Source organism: Klebsiella spallanzanii, assembly GCF_902158555.1.
In the GTDB taxonomy this organism is placed as follows: domain Bacteria; phylum Pseudomonadota; class Gammaproteobacteria; order Enterobacterales; family Enterobacteriaceae; genus Klebsiella; species Klebsiella spallanzanii.
The window spans coordinates 103,268-117,649 of sequence record NZ_CABGGS010000034.1 but is presented as its reverse complement, the minus strand read 5'-3'; the positions used below and the strand labels follow the sequence as shown (position 1 = coordinate 117,649).

Here is a 14,382-nt window from a genome sequence, read left to right as displayed (position 1 = left end):
AAGATGACGACACCATTAAAACGCAGCAACGTGCGTTACGGTATATTATTATTTTTATTTCTGGCCACCGTATTTAATTATGCCGACCGGGCAACGCTGTCCGTCGTCGCGCCAATTATGAGCAAAGAGTTAGGTTTTGACCCGGAGGCGATGGGCCTGGCTTTTTCGGTATTTGGTATTTCCTACGTTATCATGCAAATACCCGGCGGCTGGCTGCTGGATAAATATGGTTCGCGACTGGTCTACGGCTGCGCGCTAATAGGCTGGTCGGTCGTAACCATGTTCCAGGGCACTATCTATATGTTCGCCAGCCCGCTGGTGGTACTGGTTATTCTGCGCCTGATGATGGGCGCCATCGAAGCACCCGCCTTTCCCGCCAACAGCCGACTTAGCGTTCAGTGGTTCCCCAATAAAGAGCGTGGATTCGTGACTTCGGTATATCAGGCCGCGCAGTATATCTCGCTGGGGATTATTACGCCGCTGATGACTATTATCTTGCACAATTTAAGCTGGCACTATGTGTTTTATTATATTGGCGCCATCGGGGTAGTATTAGGGATATTCTGGCTGGCAAAAGTGAGAGATCCTTCTCACCATCCTAAAATTAATCAGCAGGAGCTCGACTATATTCGTGAAGGCGGCGGCGAGCCGGAATTAGGCAGCAAAAAAACGCAGCAAAAACTCACCCTCGCGCAAATTAAAAGCGTTTGCGTTAATCGCATGATGATCGGGGTTTATATCGGTCAGTTCTGCGTCACGTCTATTACCTGGTTTTTCCTCACCTGGTTCCCGACCTATCTCTACCAGGCGAAAGGTATGTCGATCCTGAAAGTCGGGTTCGTCGCCAGTATCCCGGCGATTGCCGGATTTATCGGCGGCCTGCTGGGCGGCGTGTTCTCGGACTGGCTACTGAAGCGCGGCTACAGCCTGACTACCGCGCGCAAGCTGCCGGTGATCTGCGGGATGCTGCTCTCCTGCGTGATTGTCGTCGCCAACTACACCTCTTCAGAAGTAGTGGTGATCGCCGCCATGAGCCTGGCGTTCTTTGCCAAAGGCTTTGGCAACCTTGGCTGGTGCGTACTGAGCGACACCTCGCCGAAAGAGATGCTCGGCATCGCGGGCGGCGTATTTAACATGTGCGGTAATCTGGCAAGCATTATCACTCCACTGGTTATCGGCGTGATCCTCGCCAACACCCACTCGTTTGATTACGCCATCCTGTACGTCGGTTCCATGGGCGTGCTGGGCCTGTTCTCCTATCTGTTTATCGTCGGGCCACTGGACCGCCTGACCCTGACCCCGCGTACTGCTTGATTTAAAATCCTGGCGAGGATTCGCCCCCGCTGTTTCGCATCACACTCCTGCGAAACAGCGGTTTTTTCTCATGCCGGTAATACCCTCGATAAAAATTGCCGCGTGCGCTGATGCTGCGGATGGTTAAGCACCTCATCGCTGCTGCCCTGCTCGACAATCTTGCCGTCGACCATAAACACCACCTGATCCGCCACTTCTTTGGCAAAACCGATTTCATGGGTCACGACGACCAGGGTGGTGCCGGAGCGCGCCAGTTTTTTAATCACATCCAGCACTTCTCCTACCAGCTCGGGGTCAAGCGCGGAGGTCGGTTCATCAAACAGAATCACCCGTGGGTTAAGCGCCAGCGCGCGGGCAATGGCGATGCGCTGCTGCTGACCGCCGGAAAGGTGCCGCGACCAGGCGTCGGCTTTATTGCGCAACCCAACGACATCAAGCAGTTCATAGGCGCGTTCAATGGCCTCTTTGCGGGTCACCTGTTTATGGGCGATGGGCGCTTCAATCAGGTTTTCCAGCACCGTCAGATGCGGAAACAGATTGAAGTTCTGAAACACATAGCCGACGTTAACCCGCTGGCGAAGGATCTCTTTCTCCTTGAGTTCATACAGCTTGTCGCCTTTACGGCGGTAGCCGATGTAGTCGCCATCAATCTGGATAAAGCCTTCATTAACGCGCTCGAGATGGTTAATCGCCCGCAGCAGCGTCGATTTTCCCGAGCCAGAAGGACCGAGGATCACCGTCACGGTGCCGGGCTCTATTTCCAGCGACACGTCATCCAGCGCTTTGTGGCGACCAAAGTATTTGCTGACGCCGGTAATGGAAATATGGCCGTTAAGAGAGTTGGACATGGACAGGCTCCTGCGGTTGCGGGCGACGAACGGATTCAACGCGACGGCTGCTGCGAGTGCTATTGACCGCCGAACGGCGTTCGCTGCGCGCCAGGCCACGTTCGACCAGATACTGAATCAGCGACAGCACGCTGGTGATCACCAGATACCAGGCGGCCCCAACCATCAGCAGCGGGATCACTTCCTGAGTACGGTTGTAGATCATCTGGATGGTGTAGAACAGCTCCGGCATCGCCAGCACGTAGACCATCGCCGTTCCTTTCGCGAGGCTGATAATTTCGTTAAAACCGGCTGGTAAAATAGTGCGCAGCGCCTGCGGCAGAATAATGCGCAGGGTGCGACGGCTGGCCGGAAGCCCCAGCGCCGCCGCGGCCTCATACTGACCGTGATCGACGCCAAGGAAGCCGCCGCGAATAATTTCGGCGGTATAAGCGCTTTGTACCAGCGTGAGCCCAACCACGGCGGTAGAAAACTGCCCCAGTACGTTGATGGTTTCAAAGTTGGCCCAGCTAATGCCGGTGAATGGAATGCCAATCGATAGCGTGTCGTAGAGATAAGAGAAGTTGTAGAGAATAATCAGCACCACGATCAGCGGCAGCGAGCGGAACAGCCAGATATAGCCCCAGGCGAGGCTGCTCAGCAGCCATGAGCTGGAGAGTCGGGCCAGCGCCAGCAGTCCGCCTAAAATGACGCTCAGCACCGTACCGAGTAAAGTCAGCAGCAGCGTCTGCCCCAGACCTTCGAGGATCACCGGGTCAAAGAACCAGCGGGCAAAGACGCCCCACTCCCAGCGCGGGTTAAAAGCAACGGACTGAATGACCACTGCCAGCGCCAGCAACGCCAGCACCGCGCCAACCGCCCGCAGCGGATAGCGTGCGGGGACAACCTTAATCGTTTCCGGGGTATGCATATTGGCTCCTTAAGCGCTTTGGCTTAGCGCGCTGACCGCCAGCGCTTTCGTGAAGCGTAGCCGACCATCAAACGGCGGCAGGCTGTACTCTTCCGGGTCGCGATTGAGGTCAAACTGCGCCTCATAGCCCTGGCTCAGATAGAGCCGTACCGCTTCCGGCTGACGAAAACCGGTGGTCAGGTAGATGTGGCTATAGCCTGCAAGCAGCGCCCGGCGCTCCAGCTCTTGCACAACTTTCCCTGCCAGACCCTGCTGGCGTAGCCCACGATGGGTCCAGATCCGCTTGATTTCTGCGGTACTGGCATCTTTTGGCTTATACGCACCGGTGGCGATAATTTCGCCGTCGCGCTCCAGCACTATAAATAGCCCTTGCGGTGCCAGATACCATTCAGTCAGCTCGATTTCAGCATCGCGGGAGAAATAGTCGCCGTAGCGCGCAGCATACTCGGCGAACAGGCCCTCAATTATCGGCTGTAGCTCCGGCGTTTCCGGAGAGACATCGCGGAAGATATCGCTCATTACGCCTCCTGTTAGTCGCCAAGCCCGGCCGGATTGATTTCAGATTGTGGAATGCTCTCCACCCCTTCGCCCCAGCGGTTCAGCACTTTGGCGTAGTCGCCGCTCTGAATTGCGCCGTTCAGCGCCGTCTGTACTGGCTCCACCAGGCCGCTGCCTTTTTTCACCGTTACCGCGATATGCGCCGCCTTCGGCCAGCCGCCGTCAACGCTGCCCACCAGTTTGGTTTTGCCGGTCAGCGCCGCTTTCCACGCGCCAATGACGTTGGGGCCAAAGAAGGCATCGGCTCGCCCGGATTGCAGCGCCAGAGTCTGGGCGGCGTCATCTTTGGTATACACCGGGGTAAACGGCTTCAATCCTTTCTTGACGTTTTCCGCATTCCACGCCAGCAGGATCGCTTCCTGATTGGTGCCGGATCCGACGATGATCCGCAGCCCGGCAATATCCTCCGCTTTTTCAATTTTGTTCAGCGGGCTGGTACTCTTCACGTAAAAGCCGAGCGAATCTTTGCGGTAGGTGGCAAAGTCGAACTTCTCTTTGCGCTCTTTGGTGACGGTAATATTGCTGACTGCGGCATCATATTTGCCGGAGGCGACGCCAAGCGGCCAGTCTTCCCATGAGGTGGGGACCACGTTCAGCTCCAGCCCGAGGCTATCGGCCACCAGGCGGGCGATGTCCACCTCGCTGCCGAGCAGGGTTTTGTTATCGTCGGAGAACACGGTCAACGGCGGCGAGTTCAGCGCCGCTACCGCGACGGTCAGTTTGCCCGGCACGGCCAGGTGGAGACCTTTCGGCAACTGCGCGATGGCCTGCGGATTTTTCGCCGTATGAATCGGCGTTTTGTTGGCTTCCAGGCTCACGCCGGTGCCGTTGATATTCACGTTCTGCGCCCAGGATGAGGCGCTAACGGCCAGCGCAAGCGCAAGCGCCAGTAATAGCGATTTTTTCTGCGTTTTCTGCATAGCGGTTGTTCTCTATTATTGTTTTTGGAATTGATTAACGGGCTCAGCCAGCCCTAAGCTTTCGCGCAACGTGGTGCCGGGATAATCGCGGCGAAATAGCCCACGCTGCTGAAGAATCGGCACCACCTGATCCACAAAGCGCGGGAAGGTATCCGGCGTGCCGCCCTGGATAATAAAACCGTCCGCTGCATGCTGTTCAAACCACTGTTGCAGACCATCGGCCACCTCTTCGGCGGTCCCGGCGAAACGCGGGCGCGGACTGGCGGCTTCCAGCGCCACCTGGCGCAGCGTCAGGCCTTTTTCGCGAGCGTTGCGTTTAATCTCATCGGTCGTGCTGCGAAAGCTGTTCTGCCCGAGGTCGCCAATATCCGGGAAGGGTTCATCCAGCGGATACTGAGCAAAATCGTGATGCTCAAAATAGCGGCCGAGATAATTCAGCGCATCGTCAATTGATACCAGCGCGGCGGTGGTTTGATATTGCTGCTCTACATCGTCGGCGCTATCGCCAACGATCACGCTGACGCCCTGGAAAATATGTAGCGTATTATCATGACGACCATGAGCTGCGAGTTGGCTTTTCACATCACGATAAAAAGCCTGCGCTTCCGCCAGCGATTCCTGATGAGTAAAAATAGCGTCAGCATGGGTCGCCGCCAGCTTTTTACCGTCATCGGAAGCACCGGCCTGAAATATAATCGGACGCCCCTGCGGGGTGCGGGAAATATTCAGCGGCCCGGCAACTTTAAAGAAATAGCCGTGGTGGTTAAGCGTATGCAGTTTATTTTTATCAAAGAACTGCCCGCTCTGTTTATTGCGCACGAAAGCGTCCTGTTCCCAGGAATCCCACAGCCCTTTCACCACCTGTAAATATTCGTCGGCGATGCGATAGCGTAACGCGTGATCCGGGTGCTGCGCGCGGGAGAAGTTTTTCGCCGAGCCTTCCAGCGGCGAGGTCACGACGTTCCAGCCTGCGCGGCCACCGCTCAGGTGGTCGAGACTGGCAAACTGGCGCGCGGTGGTAAAAGGCTCGCTGTAGGAGGTCGACAGGGTGCCGACCAGACCTAAATGCGAGGTCACTGCCGCCAGAGTGGATAATACCGTCAGCGGCTCGAAGCGATTTAAAAAATGTGGGATCGATTTTTCATTAATATATAAACCGTCGGCAACAAAAATAAAGTCTAGCTTGCCCTCTTCTGCTTTTAGCGCCGTTTGCTTAACAAAATCGAAATTAATACTGGCGTCCACTAGCGCAGCCGGATGACGCCATGCTGACATATTTCCCGATGCGCCATGTAATATCGTACCAATGCGCAGTTGCCGTTGTTCAGACATCGTTAACCCTTCCCTTGTCAAAATCTACAGTTGTTGAAGTGCCTGTTCCGCCAGGCTGGCAAAATAGTGCGCCGCCGGGGCAATTAAACGCTCATCCGGATTAAACGCCGGATGGTGGAGACCAAATTCGCTGGCGCTGCCGATGCTGACAAACGCGCCGGGAATATGCTGGAGATAGACGGCAAAGTCTTCACCGCCGAGGTGTAAATCCGCATGGTGCGTGCGGTAGCCGGATTTATCGGCCACGTCGCTGGCAAAGGCAGCCCAGCGTTCGTCATTCACCAGTGCGGTCGGGCCGGAATACCAGAATACATCTATCTGCGCGCCGAAGGCGCTGGCAAACCCGGCGGCAATTTCGCTAACCCGGGCTTTTACCCGCTGTTGAACTTCGCTGCTGTGGGTGCGCAGCGTCCCTTCCAGCTCAACGCTTTCCGGCAGCACGTTCCAGGTATTGCCGCCCTGAATACGCGTCACGCTAAGCACCACGGAATCAAGGGTATTCACTTCGCGACTGGCAACGCTTTGCAGCAGAGTGACTAGCTGGCTGGCCAGCAGGATGGCGTCTTTGCCTTCATGGGGCCGTGCGGCGTGCGCACCTTTACCGGTCACCTTAAGGACAAAACGATCGACGTTGGCGTAAAACGTGCCGCCGCGGGTGGCGAATTCACCAACCGGCAGGCCCGGCTCATTATGCATACCGAAAATCGCCGATACGCCCTCCAGCACGCCCGCACGGATCAGGGTCTTCGCGCCGCCGAAGTTTTCTTCTGCTGGCTGGAACAGAATGCGGACTCGCCCCGCAAGCTGCGCTTCGCGTTGTTTAAGCAAAAGGGCCGCGCCAAGAATGACGCTGGTATGGATATCATGCCCGCAGGCGTGCATCACCCCGGCATTTTGCGAGCGAAACGGTACGCTGGTTGCCTCTTCGATGGGCAATGCGTCGATATCGGCACGCAGAGCAATCACCTTATCACCGGAACCGACTTCGGCGACCGCGCCGGTTTTCAGGTCATAAGGCAGTAAGCTAATGCCGCCGCTCTGCAACCAGTCACGAATGCGCGCGGTGGTATCAACCTCCTGCAACGACAGTTCCGGGTACTGATGCAGCTCGCGCCGCCAGCGAATTAACTGCTCGTCAAAGCTCATGGCTGCACCTCCGCGCTCAGATGCGCCTGGGCCAGCAGGCGTAAGGAGTTAAGACGCGCCGCACCGTCGCTAATGGGCGTATCGATAATAAATTCGTCAATGCTCCAGGCGGACTGGAGCGCATCGAGTTGCGCTTTCACCCCTTCCGCGGTACCAAACACCACGGCAGATTCCCGCCGGGCGATGCGCGTTGGCCTGCTGCCCGCCTGACGAGCAAACGCTGCCGCCTGAGCCTCGCTGCCGACGGTCACCCGCTGGCCGTTATCCAGCTCAACGCCCCACACTTCCACTGTTTTTGCCAGCTCCGCCGCCGTCGCGGCATCTTCAGCCACGATGACCTGAACGGCGACAATCGCTTCGCGGCGGCTAAGTTCACGCCAGCGGGTTAGCACGTCGCGCAGCAGGTTTTTATCGCCGTTAAGATGCGCAGCGAAGACAAAGTTCCAGTCCAGATGGGCCGCCAGCTGCGCGCTTTCAAGGCTGGCGCCGAGAAGAAAACCGTCGGCGCGACGCGGCGGGATCGGCGTTGCGCGTACGCTCTCCTCGCCATCGGCTTCGGTCAGCGATAGCCAGTTATCCAGTTGCGCAAGTTGATCAGCGAATGAGCCTTTTCCCTGTGGATTAAGCCCTTGTTGTAAAGCGCGAGTGGAGAGCGGCAGGCCGCCGGGTGCTTTGCCGACGCCAAGATCAACGCGCCCCGGCGCAATGGCGGCGAGCATATTGAAATTTTCCGCCACCTTATATGGGCTGTAGTGTTGCAGCATGACGCCGCCGGAGCCGACGCGAATCTTGCGGGTCTGGCCGAGGATCCAGGCGATCGCCAGCTCTGGAGAGGGGCTCGCGAGCTGGTCGGTATTGTGGTGTTCGGCTATCCAGAAGCGATGATAGCCCCAGGCTTCCGCCTGTTGCGCAAGCGTTAATGTACGCGCCAGCGCCTGGGCGGCCGTTTCAGCGGTCGCCAGCGGGCTTTTATCCAGGATACTGATTCGATAAGACATTTCGCAGGCTCATGTGAATTAACATGTCTGCATTATTAGAAGCGGTCGCGGCCACTGAGAAACAATTTATTTACATGTGCTCTGCTGAAAATTAGATATACGGTGAGGTAAATGTCCCCGGAGGCGATGCTGCGCATCTGTCCGGGCTACGGGTTACCGGCAATCTGCGGCCCGGTAGCCTGGCTAAGCGCAGCGCAAGCCGGGGTTATCGGCTGTGCTGTCGAAGTTCTCGCACTAACGACTCGGTCTGCTGTTGGTTGCGCAAACGCACAAAGCGAATGTGCTGATACTGCGGATCGTGCATATCTGCCAGGTAACGGCGACGATTGTTACGCCAGGTTTTCATGGTCCAGAGAATAATGGATTCCCGACTAAAGAAAGAGCGACGGAAGGTTTCGCAATTACCGGTGCCGGGCCACAGCTCCTGCCGTCGGCTTGCGCGGGATGCAGCACGCCATACCGCCTGGCGGAAAGTGCGCCAGAAACTGTAATCCACCCACACCACCATATCCACGTCGCGCCATTTGACCGGGCGGCTGCGGTTATAGTTGCCATCCAGCACCCAGCCGGGTGCGGCAAGCGCGGCGGCAAGCTTAGCGTAGAACGCCTCATCCGGCGTCCCTTGCCACTCGGGCATCCAGTAGAGCACGTCCATTTCAATATAAGGCAGTGACAGTTCCTGGGCCAGGCGACGCGCAAGGGTAGATTTGCCGACGCCGCTGGTCCCTACTACGTTGATTTTCATCGTTGTCTCTCGGGCGAAACGCGGGCTGAGGATCATAGCGTAATAACGGTAAAAATAATGAGCAAAATTCTTTGGTTATTATTCTGCGCCATAAATCAACCGATCTCATTGATATTTAAGCAAGTGCTGTCCACTAATGTTTTACGTGCGTCCATTTTGCGATACGTGTAGGATTCTCCGCCATGCCCGTTTATCTCATTCATCAGAATGATGGGAGAACCGGCATGACGAACCACTCATGGACATTGACAGGAAAATAGCGACATCAATGAATACGAAACACTCTAGCGTGGCGGAGCAGCATGCTGCAAAGCGCCACTGGCTAAACTCGCAGGAGTCCGGCTATCACAAAGCGATGGGCAATCGTCAGGTGCAGATGATAGCCATCGGCGGCGCCATCGGTACCGGTTTGTTCCTCGGCGCGGGCGCGCGCTTACAGATGGCCGGGCCTGCCCTGGCGCTGGTTTATCTGGTCTGCGGCCTCTTTTCGTTCTTTATTTTACGCGCGCTGGGCGAACTGGTGCTTCACCGCCCTTCCAGCGGTAGCTTCGTCTCCTACGCTCGTGAATTCCTCGGCGAAAAAGCGGCCTATGTCGCGGGCTGGATGTACTTTATCAACTGGGCGATGACCGGGATTGTCGATATCACTGCCGTCGCGCTGTATATGCACTACTGGGGCGCGTTTGGCGACGTTCCGCAGTGGGTCTTTGCCCTCGGCGCGCTGGCGATTGTCGGTACCATGAACATGATTGGCGTAAAATGGTTCGCCGAGATGGAGTTCTGGTTCGCGCTGATAAAAGTACTGGCGATCGTGGCGTTTCTGGTGGTGGGGACGATTTTCCTCGGCAGCGGCAAGCCGCTGGACGGCAATACCACCGGTTTCCACCTGATTACCGACAACGGCGGTCTGTTCCCTCATGGCCTGTTGCCCGCGCTGGTGCTGGTGCAGGGCGTAGTCTTCGCCTTCGCCTCTATCGAACTGGTTGGTACCGCCGCAGGCGAGTGTAAAGACCCGCAGACCATGGTGCCGCGCGCGATTAACAGCGTTATCTGGCGTATCGGCCTGTTCTATGTGGGCTCGGTGCTGCTGCTGGTTCTGCTGCTGCCGTGGAATGCCTATCAGGCAGGTCAGAGTCCGTTCGTTACCTTCTTCTCGAAGCTGGGCGTACCGTATATCGGCAGCATGATGAATATTGTGGTGTTAACCGCCGCGCTCTCCAGCCTTAACTCCGGGCTCTACTGCACCGGGCGTATTCTGCGCTCCATGTCGATGGGCGGTTCCGCACCAAAGTTTATGTCGAAAATGAGCCGTCATCACGTGCCCTATGCCGGGATTCTGGCGACGCTGGCAGTGTATGTGGTCGGAGTATTCCTTAACTATCTGGTACCTTCGCAGGTATTCGAGATTGTCCTGAACGTTGCTTCGCTGGGGATTATCGCTTCGTGGGGCTTTATCGTGGTGTGCCAGATGCGCCTGCGTAAGGCCATCAAGGAAGGGAAAGCGGCGGACGTCAGCTTCAAGATGCCGGGCGCGCCATTCACGTCGTGGCTGACTCTGCTGTTCCTGCTGAGCGTGCTGGTGTTAATGGCTTTCGACTATCCCAATGGCACTTATACCATCGGTTCGATTCCGCTGATTGCCGTGCTGCTGGTAGCCGGCTGGTTTGGCGTGCGTAAACGCGTGCATGATATTCATAGCACCGCGCCGAATATCGAAAAACAGCTGTAAATCACTTTGCGGTTTGCCCCAGCGGGCAAACCGCGATGACAACCCTTAGTTGTCTTCCACCAGTTGAGCGACATCGCTGCTGTTGATCTGGCGCTGGTTGCCTGACTCATCGGTATAGCTGGTCATGCCGGTATCTTTATCCAGCTTCGGCTTGCCCTGCGTCACAATGGTTTGCCCACTTTTCGTCGTCATCACATAGTTCGAGCTACAGCCCGCCAGAAGAGCCAGCATCGCGCCAGCACACACGACCATTAATGATTTTTTCATCTTTTCTCCAGGATTAATGCCACCGTCCCGCTAATGCAGGAAAGTCTTAAGTGTATAGCCATTACATTTATCCGGCTAATAAGTGTTTGTAACAGAGGGTGATACAGGCAAGCAGGAGGGGTTGCCCCCTCCTGAGAAGATTATAGCGCGATACGAATAACGTCATCCGGCTGGGTTGCTTCTTTCTGACGAGTCGACTCCTGCTTCACGCTGACGTACAGCGTTTTACCATCTGCGGAAAGCGTCAGGCTATTCGGGTGAGTCGGAGTCTTGAAGGTTTTGACCACTTTATAGGTCTTGCCATCAATCACGCTCACTTCACCGGCTTTACGGTGGGTCACGTAAGCTTCATTGCGGGTCGGGTTAAACAGCACGGCCAGAGATTCCGGCGCGGCGATTTTCTCCAGTACTTTGCCGTCGCGAATGTCAACCACCAGCACTTCCGGCTGTTTGCCATCGGTGATAAAGGCGCGGTGACCCGCAGTGTCCAGGCTCAGGTTCAGATAGAAGTGCTCTTTGCCATCATCCTGCAGCTTTTTGCGCGACAGGATCTTGTTGCTGCTACTGTCGATAGTCAGCAACTCACCATCGGCGTTGGTGGTGTAGATACGGTTGGCTTCCGCGTCTACCGCCAGCCCCGTCGCCATCGCACCGGTGTTGGCAATGGTGTCTTTCAGGGTCAGCTTGTCGCCATCCACCACCCAGATCACGCTCTCTTTACCCAAACCGGTGATATAGACGGTATTGGTTTTCTCGTTGACCGCCAGCTCGCGCGGAGCCAGCGGGCGCACGGTTTCACTACGCTCGCGAGGATCCAGCACCAGGCGCCCTTTCACTTTGCCGGTTTTGGCATCAATAGCCGTCACGGTGCTGTCGGTAGTGTTACCAAACCACAGAGTCTGGGTTGCATTGTTGATAGTGGCGCCAAACGGTTTCAGATCGTTGTGAATAATCTGGGTCACTTCAAGAGTCATCGGATCGAGACGGTAAACAATGCCGCCTTTATCCAGCGAACGGCTTTGCGAAGTGGCTACCCACAACGCATTCTCCTGCTGGCTATAAGCCATTTCGTATGCGCCCTTGCCAACGGCCTTGCGCAGCATTTCTTCCGCCGCGTGAGCGCTGAAGCTCCCCGCCAGCAGCAACGAAGTTAACAACAGTGAACGGCGCAAACGCGGCGCGGACAGATGACGTAATGACATGACGACTCCCTTTGATAAAACAGTATATGCCTGCTCGACAGTGCTTCCGTGGCGCAAAATCATTGCTTTGCGCTACTCTTGGAATGCGAATAGTAATCATTATTTATCGCAATGTGGAGAGTTAATTGCGTTTAGTGGCCCGGCGATCACGCAATTCTTGCTATTTGTTAACTCAAGTTCCGTTAAATCTTTTCAAAAAATTTACAAAAGAGTTAACATATATACATATGTTCCGTTTGGTTCGTTTTGCGAGTAACTTTGATGAAAATCCTTTCCGTGCGCGCCGTCGCACTCCCCGCCCTGCTTCTGCCGCTTATTTCCACTGCGCCAACCGCTATCGCCGCTGAACAAACCATGGTGGTCACCGCCGTACCATCTGCGGTTTCTGAACTCGATACCCCTGCCGCCGTCAGCGTGGTTAACGGCGATGAGATGCGCCAGGCCGCGCCGCGAGTAAACCTTTCCGAATCGCTGGGCGCGGTACCTGGGCTTCAGGTACAGAACCGACAAAACTATGCGCAGGACCTGCAGCTTTCTATTCGCGGCTTCGGCTCCCGCTCCACCTACGGCGTACGCGGGCTGCGAATTTACGTCGACGGTATTCCGGCCACTATGCCCGATGGTCAGGGGCAAACCTCGAATATTGACATTGGCAGCCTCGACTCACTCGAAGTATTGCGCGGACCGTTTTCCGCGCTGTACGGAAACTCCTCCGGCGGAGTGATTAACGCCACCAGCCAGACCGGCAGCCAGCCGCCGACCATTGAAGCCAGCAGCTATTACGGTAGTTTCGGCACCTGGCATTACGGCATGAAGGCGACCGGCGCGGTCGGCGACGGCAGCCATGCTGGCGATGTGGACTATGTCGTTTCGACCAACCGCTTCACCACCCACGGCTCTCGCGACCACAGCGGCGCACGTAAGAATCTGGCTAACGCTAAGCTGGGCGTGCGTATTAACGACGTTAGCAAGCTGACCCTGCTATTTAATAGCGTGGATATTAAAGCTAATGACGCGGGTGGCCTGAGCTATGACGAGTGGCAAAATAATCCGCGCCAGTCGCCAAGGGGCGATCAATACAATACCCGTAAAACCATTAAACAGACTCAGGCCGGTTTACGCTATGAGCGACAGCTAAGCGAGCAGGACGATCTGAGCGTGATGATGTACGCCGGCGAGCGTGAAACCACGCAGTACCAGTCGATTCCCCGCGCCCCGCAGCTCAAACCAACTCATGCCGGTGGCGTGATAGACCTGACGCGCCACTATCAGGGGATTGATACCCGCTGGACCCATCGCGGCGAGCTGCTGGTGCCGGTGACCTTTACGACCGGTCTTGATTACGAAACCATGAGCGAGCGCCGCAAAGGTTATGAAAACTTTGTGATGAGCAACGGCGCGCCGCAGTACGGTGAAAAAGGTGACCTGCGCCGCAATGAACGTAATCTGATGTGGAACATCGATCCCTATCTGCAAACCCAGTGGCAGCTCACCGGGAAACTCTCGCTTGATGCAGGGGTTCGCTATAGCTCGGTGTGGTTCGATTCAAACGATTACTACATTACTCCTGGTAACGGCGATGACAGCGGAGACGCCAGCTATCACAAATGGTTACCGGCGGGCTCCTTAAAGTATGCGTTAACCGACGCGTGGAATGTTTACGTTTCCGCCGGTCGCGGCTTCGAAACGCCGACAATTAATGAACTCTCCTACCGTTCCGGCGACCAGGGTGGCCTGAACTTTGGCCTGCAACCATCGACCAACGAAACCGTTGAAATTGGCAGCAAGGCGCGTATTGGCAACGGTCTGCTAACCGCCGCGCTGTTCCAGACCGATACCGATAATGAGATTGTCGTCGACGCCAGCAGCGGCGGACGTACCAGCTATAAAAACGCCGGTAAAACGCGTCGTCAGGGGATGGAACTGGGGCTGGATCAGCAGTTTGGCGACAGCTGGCGTTTAAAAGCCGCCTGGACCTGGCTGGATGCGACCTATCGCACTAACGTCTGCGACGAGAGTAGTTGTAAAGGCAATCGTATTCCGGGGATCGCCCGCAACATGGGCTACGCGTCCTTCGGCTATCAGCCCGAAAAAGGCTGGTACGCAGGCAGCGATATTCGCTATATGAGCGATATTATGGCTAACGACGAAAACACCGCCAAAGCGCCTTCATGGACGGTGGTCGGCCTGACGACTGGCTATAAGTGGAGCTATGGTAAGATGGATATGGATCTGTTTGGCCGCGTTGATAACCTGTTTGACCGTCGCTACGCGGGCTCGGTTATCGTTAACGAATCCAACGGTCGTTACTACGAACCGGCACCGGGCCGCAATTACGGTATCGGCTTGAATCTGGCATGGCGATTTGAGTAACGCGTAAGTTTGCTGCCTCAACAAAATTCTGCGTTTCTGC

General features: G+C 56.1%; 11 protein-coding genes and 1 pseudogene. 3 read left to right on the top strand and 9 right to left on the bottom strand.

Going from position 1 to position 14,382, the window contains the following annotated elements; all coding sequences use genetic code 11:
- Positions 1-3: 3 nt before the first annotated feature.
- Positions 4-1,314: an MFS transporter gene (locus tag FN082_RS18425; RefSeq protein WP_139538178.1), complete on the top strand. Its 1,311-nt coding sequence runs from the start codon at positions 4-6 to the stop codon at positions 1,312-1,314.
- A 68-nt stretch (positions 1,315-1,382) separates the two neighbouring features.
- Here the strand turns inward: FN082_RS18425 and FN082_RS18420 are convergent, their stop codons facing one another.
- The 7 genes and pseudogenes from FN082_RS18420 to FN082_RS18385 all read right to left on the bottom strand — a co-directional run bounded on the left by FN082_RS18420 (position 1,383) and on the right by FN082_RS18385 (position 8,771).
- Positions 1,383-2,162, bottom strand: coding sequence for an amino acid ABC transporter ATP-binding protein (locus FN082_RS18420; protein ID WP_142982081.1), 780 nt, complete (start codon positions 2,160-2,162; stop codon positions 1,383-1,385).
- Entirely contained in the window at positions 2,146-3,072 is a 927-nt protein-coding gene (locus FN082_RS18415) for an amino acid ABC transporter permease (RefSeq protein ID WP_139538176.1), read from the bottom strand. Before FN082_RS18415 ends, FN082_RS18420 begins: the two co-directional genes overlap by 17 nt.
- A gap of 9 nt (positions 3,073-3,081) precedes the next feature.
- Positions 3,082-3,591 carry a GNAT family N-acetyltransferase gene (locus FN082_RS18410; RefSeq protein ID WP_139538175.1) on the bottom strand — a complete coding sequence of 170 codons (510 nt, stop codon included), beginning with the start codon at positions 3,589-3,591 and terminating at the stop codon, positions 3,082-3,084.
- Between the two features lie 11 nt (positions 3,592-3,602).
- Positions 3,603-5,882: pseudogene (locus FN082_RS30235) on the bottom strand (NtaA/DmoA family FMN-dependent monooxygenase).
- A gap of 24 nt (positions 5,883-5,906) precedes the next feature.
- Positions 5,907-7,028, bottom strand: a complete 1,122-nt coding sequence (locus FN082_RS18395; protein WP_142982079.1) for a M20 peptidase aminoacylase family protein — start codon at positions 7,026-7,028, stop codon at positions 5,907-5,909.
- A complete protein-coding gene (locus FN082_RS18390; protein WP_142982078.1) occupies positions 7,025-8,026 on the bottom strand; it encodes an LLM class flavin-dependent oxidoreductase in 1,002 nt (333 codons plus the stop codon). Before FN082_RS18390 ends, FN082_RS18395 begins: the two co-directional genes overlap by 4 nt.
- Before the next feature lie 205 nt (positions 8,027-8,231).
- Positions 8,232-8,771 carry an AAA family ATPase gene (locus FN082_RS18385; protein WP_142982077.1) on the bottom strand — a complete coding sequence of 180 codons (540 nt, stop codon included), beginning with the start codon at positions 8,769-8,771 and terminating at the stop codon, positions 8,232-8,234.
- Between the two features lie 268 nt (positions 8,772-9,039).
- On the opposite strand from FN082_RS18385, the gene ansP reads away from it, so the two are divergent.
- A complete protein-coding gene (gene ansP / locus FN082_RS18380) occupies positions 9,040-10,500 on the top strand; it encodes an L-asparagine permease (protein ID WP_142461703.1) in 1,461 nt (486 codons plus the stop codon).
- Between the two features lie 45 nt (positions 10,501-10,545).
- Here ansP and FN082_RS18375 read toward each other — a convergent pair whose 3' ends face one another.
- On the bottom strand, positions 10,546-10,767 hold the full coding sequence (locus FN082_RS18375) for a YgdI/YgdR family lipoprotein (RefSeq protein ID WP_112216843.1): 222 nt from the start codon (positions 10,765-10,767) through the stop codon (positions 10,546-10,548).
- 140 nt (positions 10,768-10,907) lie between these two features.
- Positions 10,908-11,969 (bottom strand): 7-bladed beta-propeller protein YncE, encoded by a 1,062-nt coding sequence (gene yncE / locus FN082_RS18370; protein ID WP_142982076.1) that lies wholly within the window; start codon positions 11,967-11,969, stop codon positions 10,908-10,910.
- A 261-nt stretch (positions 11,970-12,230) separates the two neighbouring features.
- On the opposite strand from yncE, the gene pqqU reads away from it, so the two are divergent.
- Positions 12,231-14,342: a TonB-dependent receptor PqqU gene (gene pqqU, locus FN082_RS18365; protein ID WP_185932131.1), complete on the top strand. Its 2,112-nt coding sequence runs from the start codon at positions 12,231-12,233 to the stop codon at positions 14,340-14,342.
- Positions 14,343-14,382: the final 40 nt, after the last annotated feature.

Bases quoted from the DNA above. Each gene is read 5' to 3' on its own strand.
- yncE (WP_142982076.1), bottom strand. From the start codon at position 11,969: ATGTCATTACGTCATCTGTCCGCGCCGCGTTTGCGCCGTTCACTGTTG.
- FN082_RS18375 (WP_112216843.1), bottom strand. From the start codon at position 10,767: ATGAAAAAATCATTAATGGTCGTGTGTGCTGGCGCGATGCTGGCTCTT.
- FN082_RS18410 (WP_139538175.1), bottom strand. From the start codon at position 3,591: ATGAGCGATATCTTCCGCGATGTCTCTCCGGAAACGCCGGAGCTACAG.
- FN082_RS18385 (WP_142982077.1), bottom strand. From the start codon at position 8,771: ATGAAAATCAACGTAGTAGGGACCAGCGGCGTCGGCAAATCTACCCTT.
- FN082_RS18395 (WP_142982079.1), bottom strand. From the start codon at position 7,028: ATGAGCTTTGACGAGCAGTTAATTCGCTGGCGGCGCGAGCTGCATCAG.
- FN082_RS18425 (WP_139538178.1), top strand. From the start codon at position 4: ATGACGACACCATTAAAACGCAGCAACGTGCGTTACGGTATATTATTA.
- FN082_RS18420 (WP_142982081.1), bottom strand. From the start codon at position 2,162: ATGTCCAACTCTCTTAACGGCCATATTTCCATTACCGGCGTCAGCAAA.
- pqqU (WP_185932131.1), top strand. From the start codon at position 12,231: ATGAAAATCCTTTCCGTGCGCGCCGTCGCACTCCCCGCCCTGCTTCTG.
- FN082_RS18415 (WP_139538176.1), bottom strand. From the start codon at position 3,072: ATGCATACCCCGGAAACGATTAAGGTTGTCCCCGCACGCTATCCGCTG.
- FN082_RS18390 (WP_142982078.1), bottom strand. From the start codon at position 8,026: ATGTCTTATCGAATCAGTATCCTGGATAAAAGCCCGCTGGCGACCGCT.
- ansP (WP_142461703.1), top strand. From the start codon at position 9,040: ATGAATACGAAACACTCTAGCGTGGCGGAGCAGCATGCTGCAAAGCGC.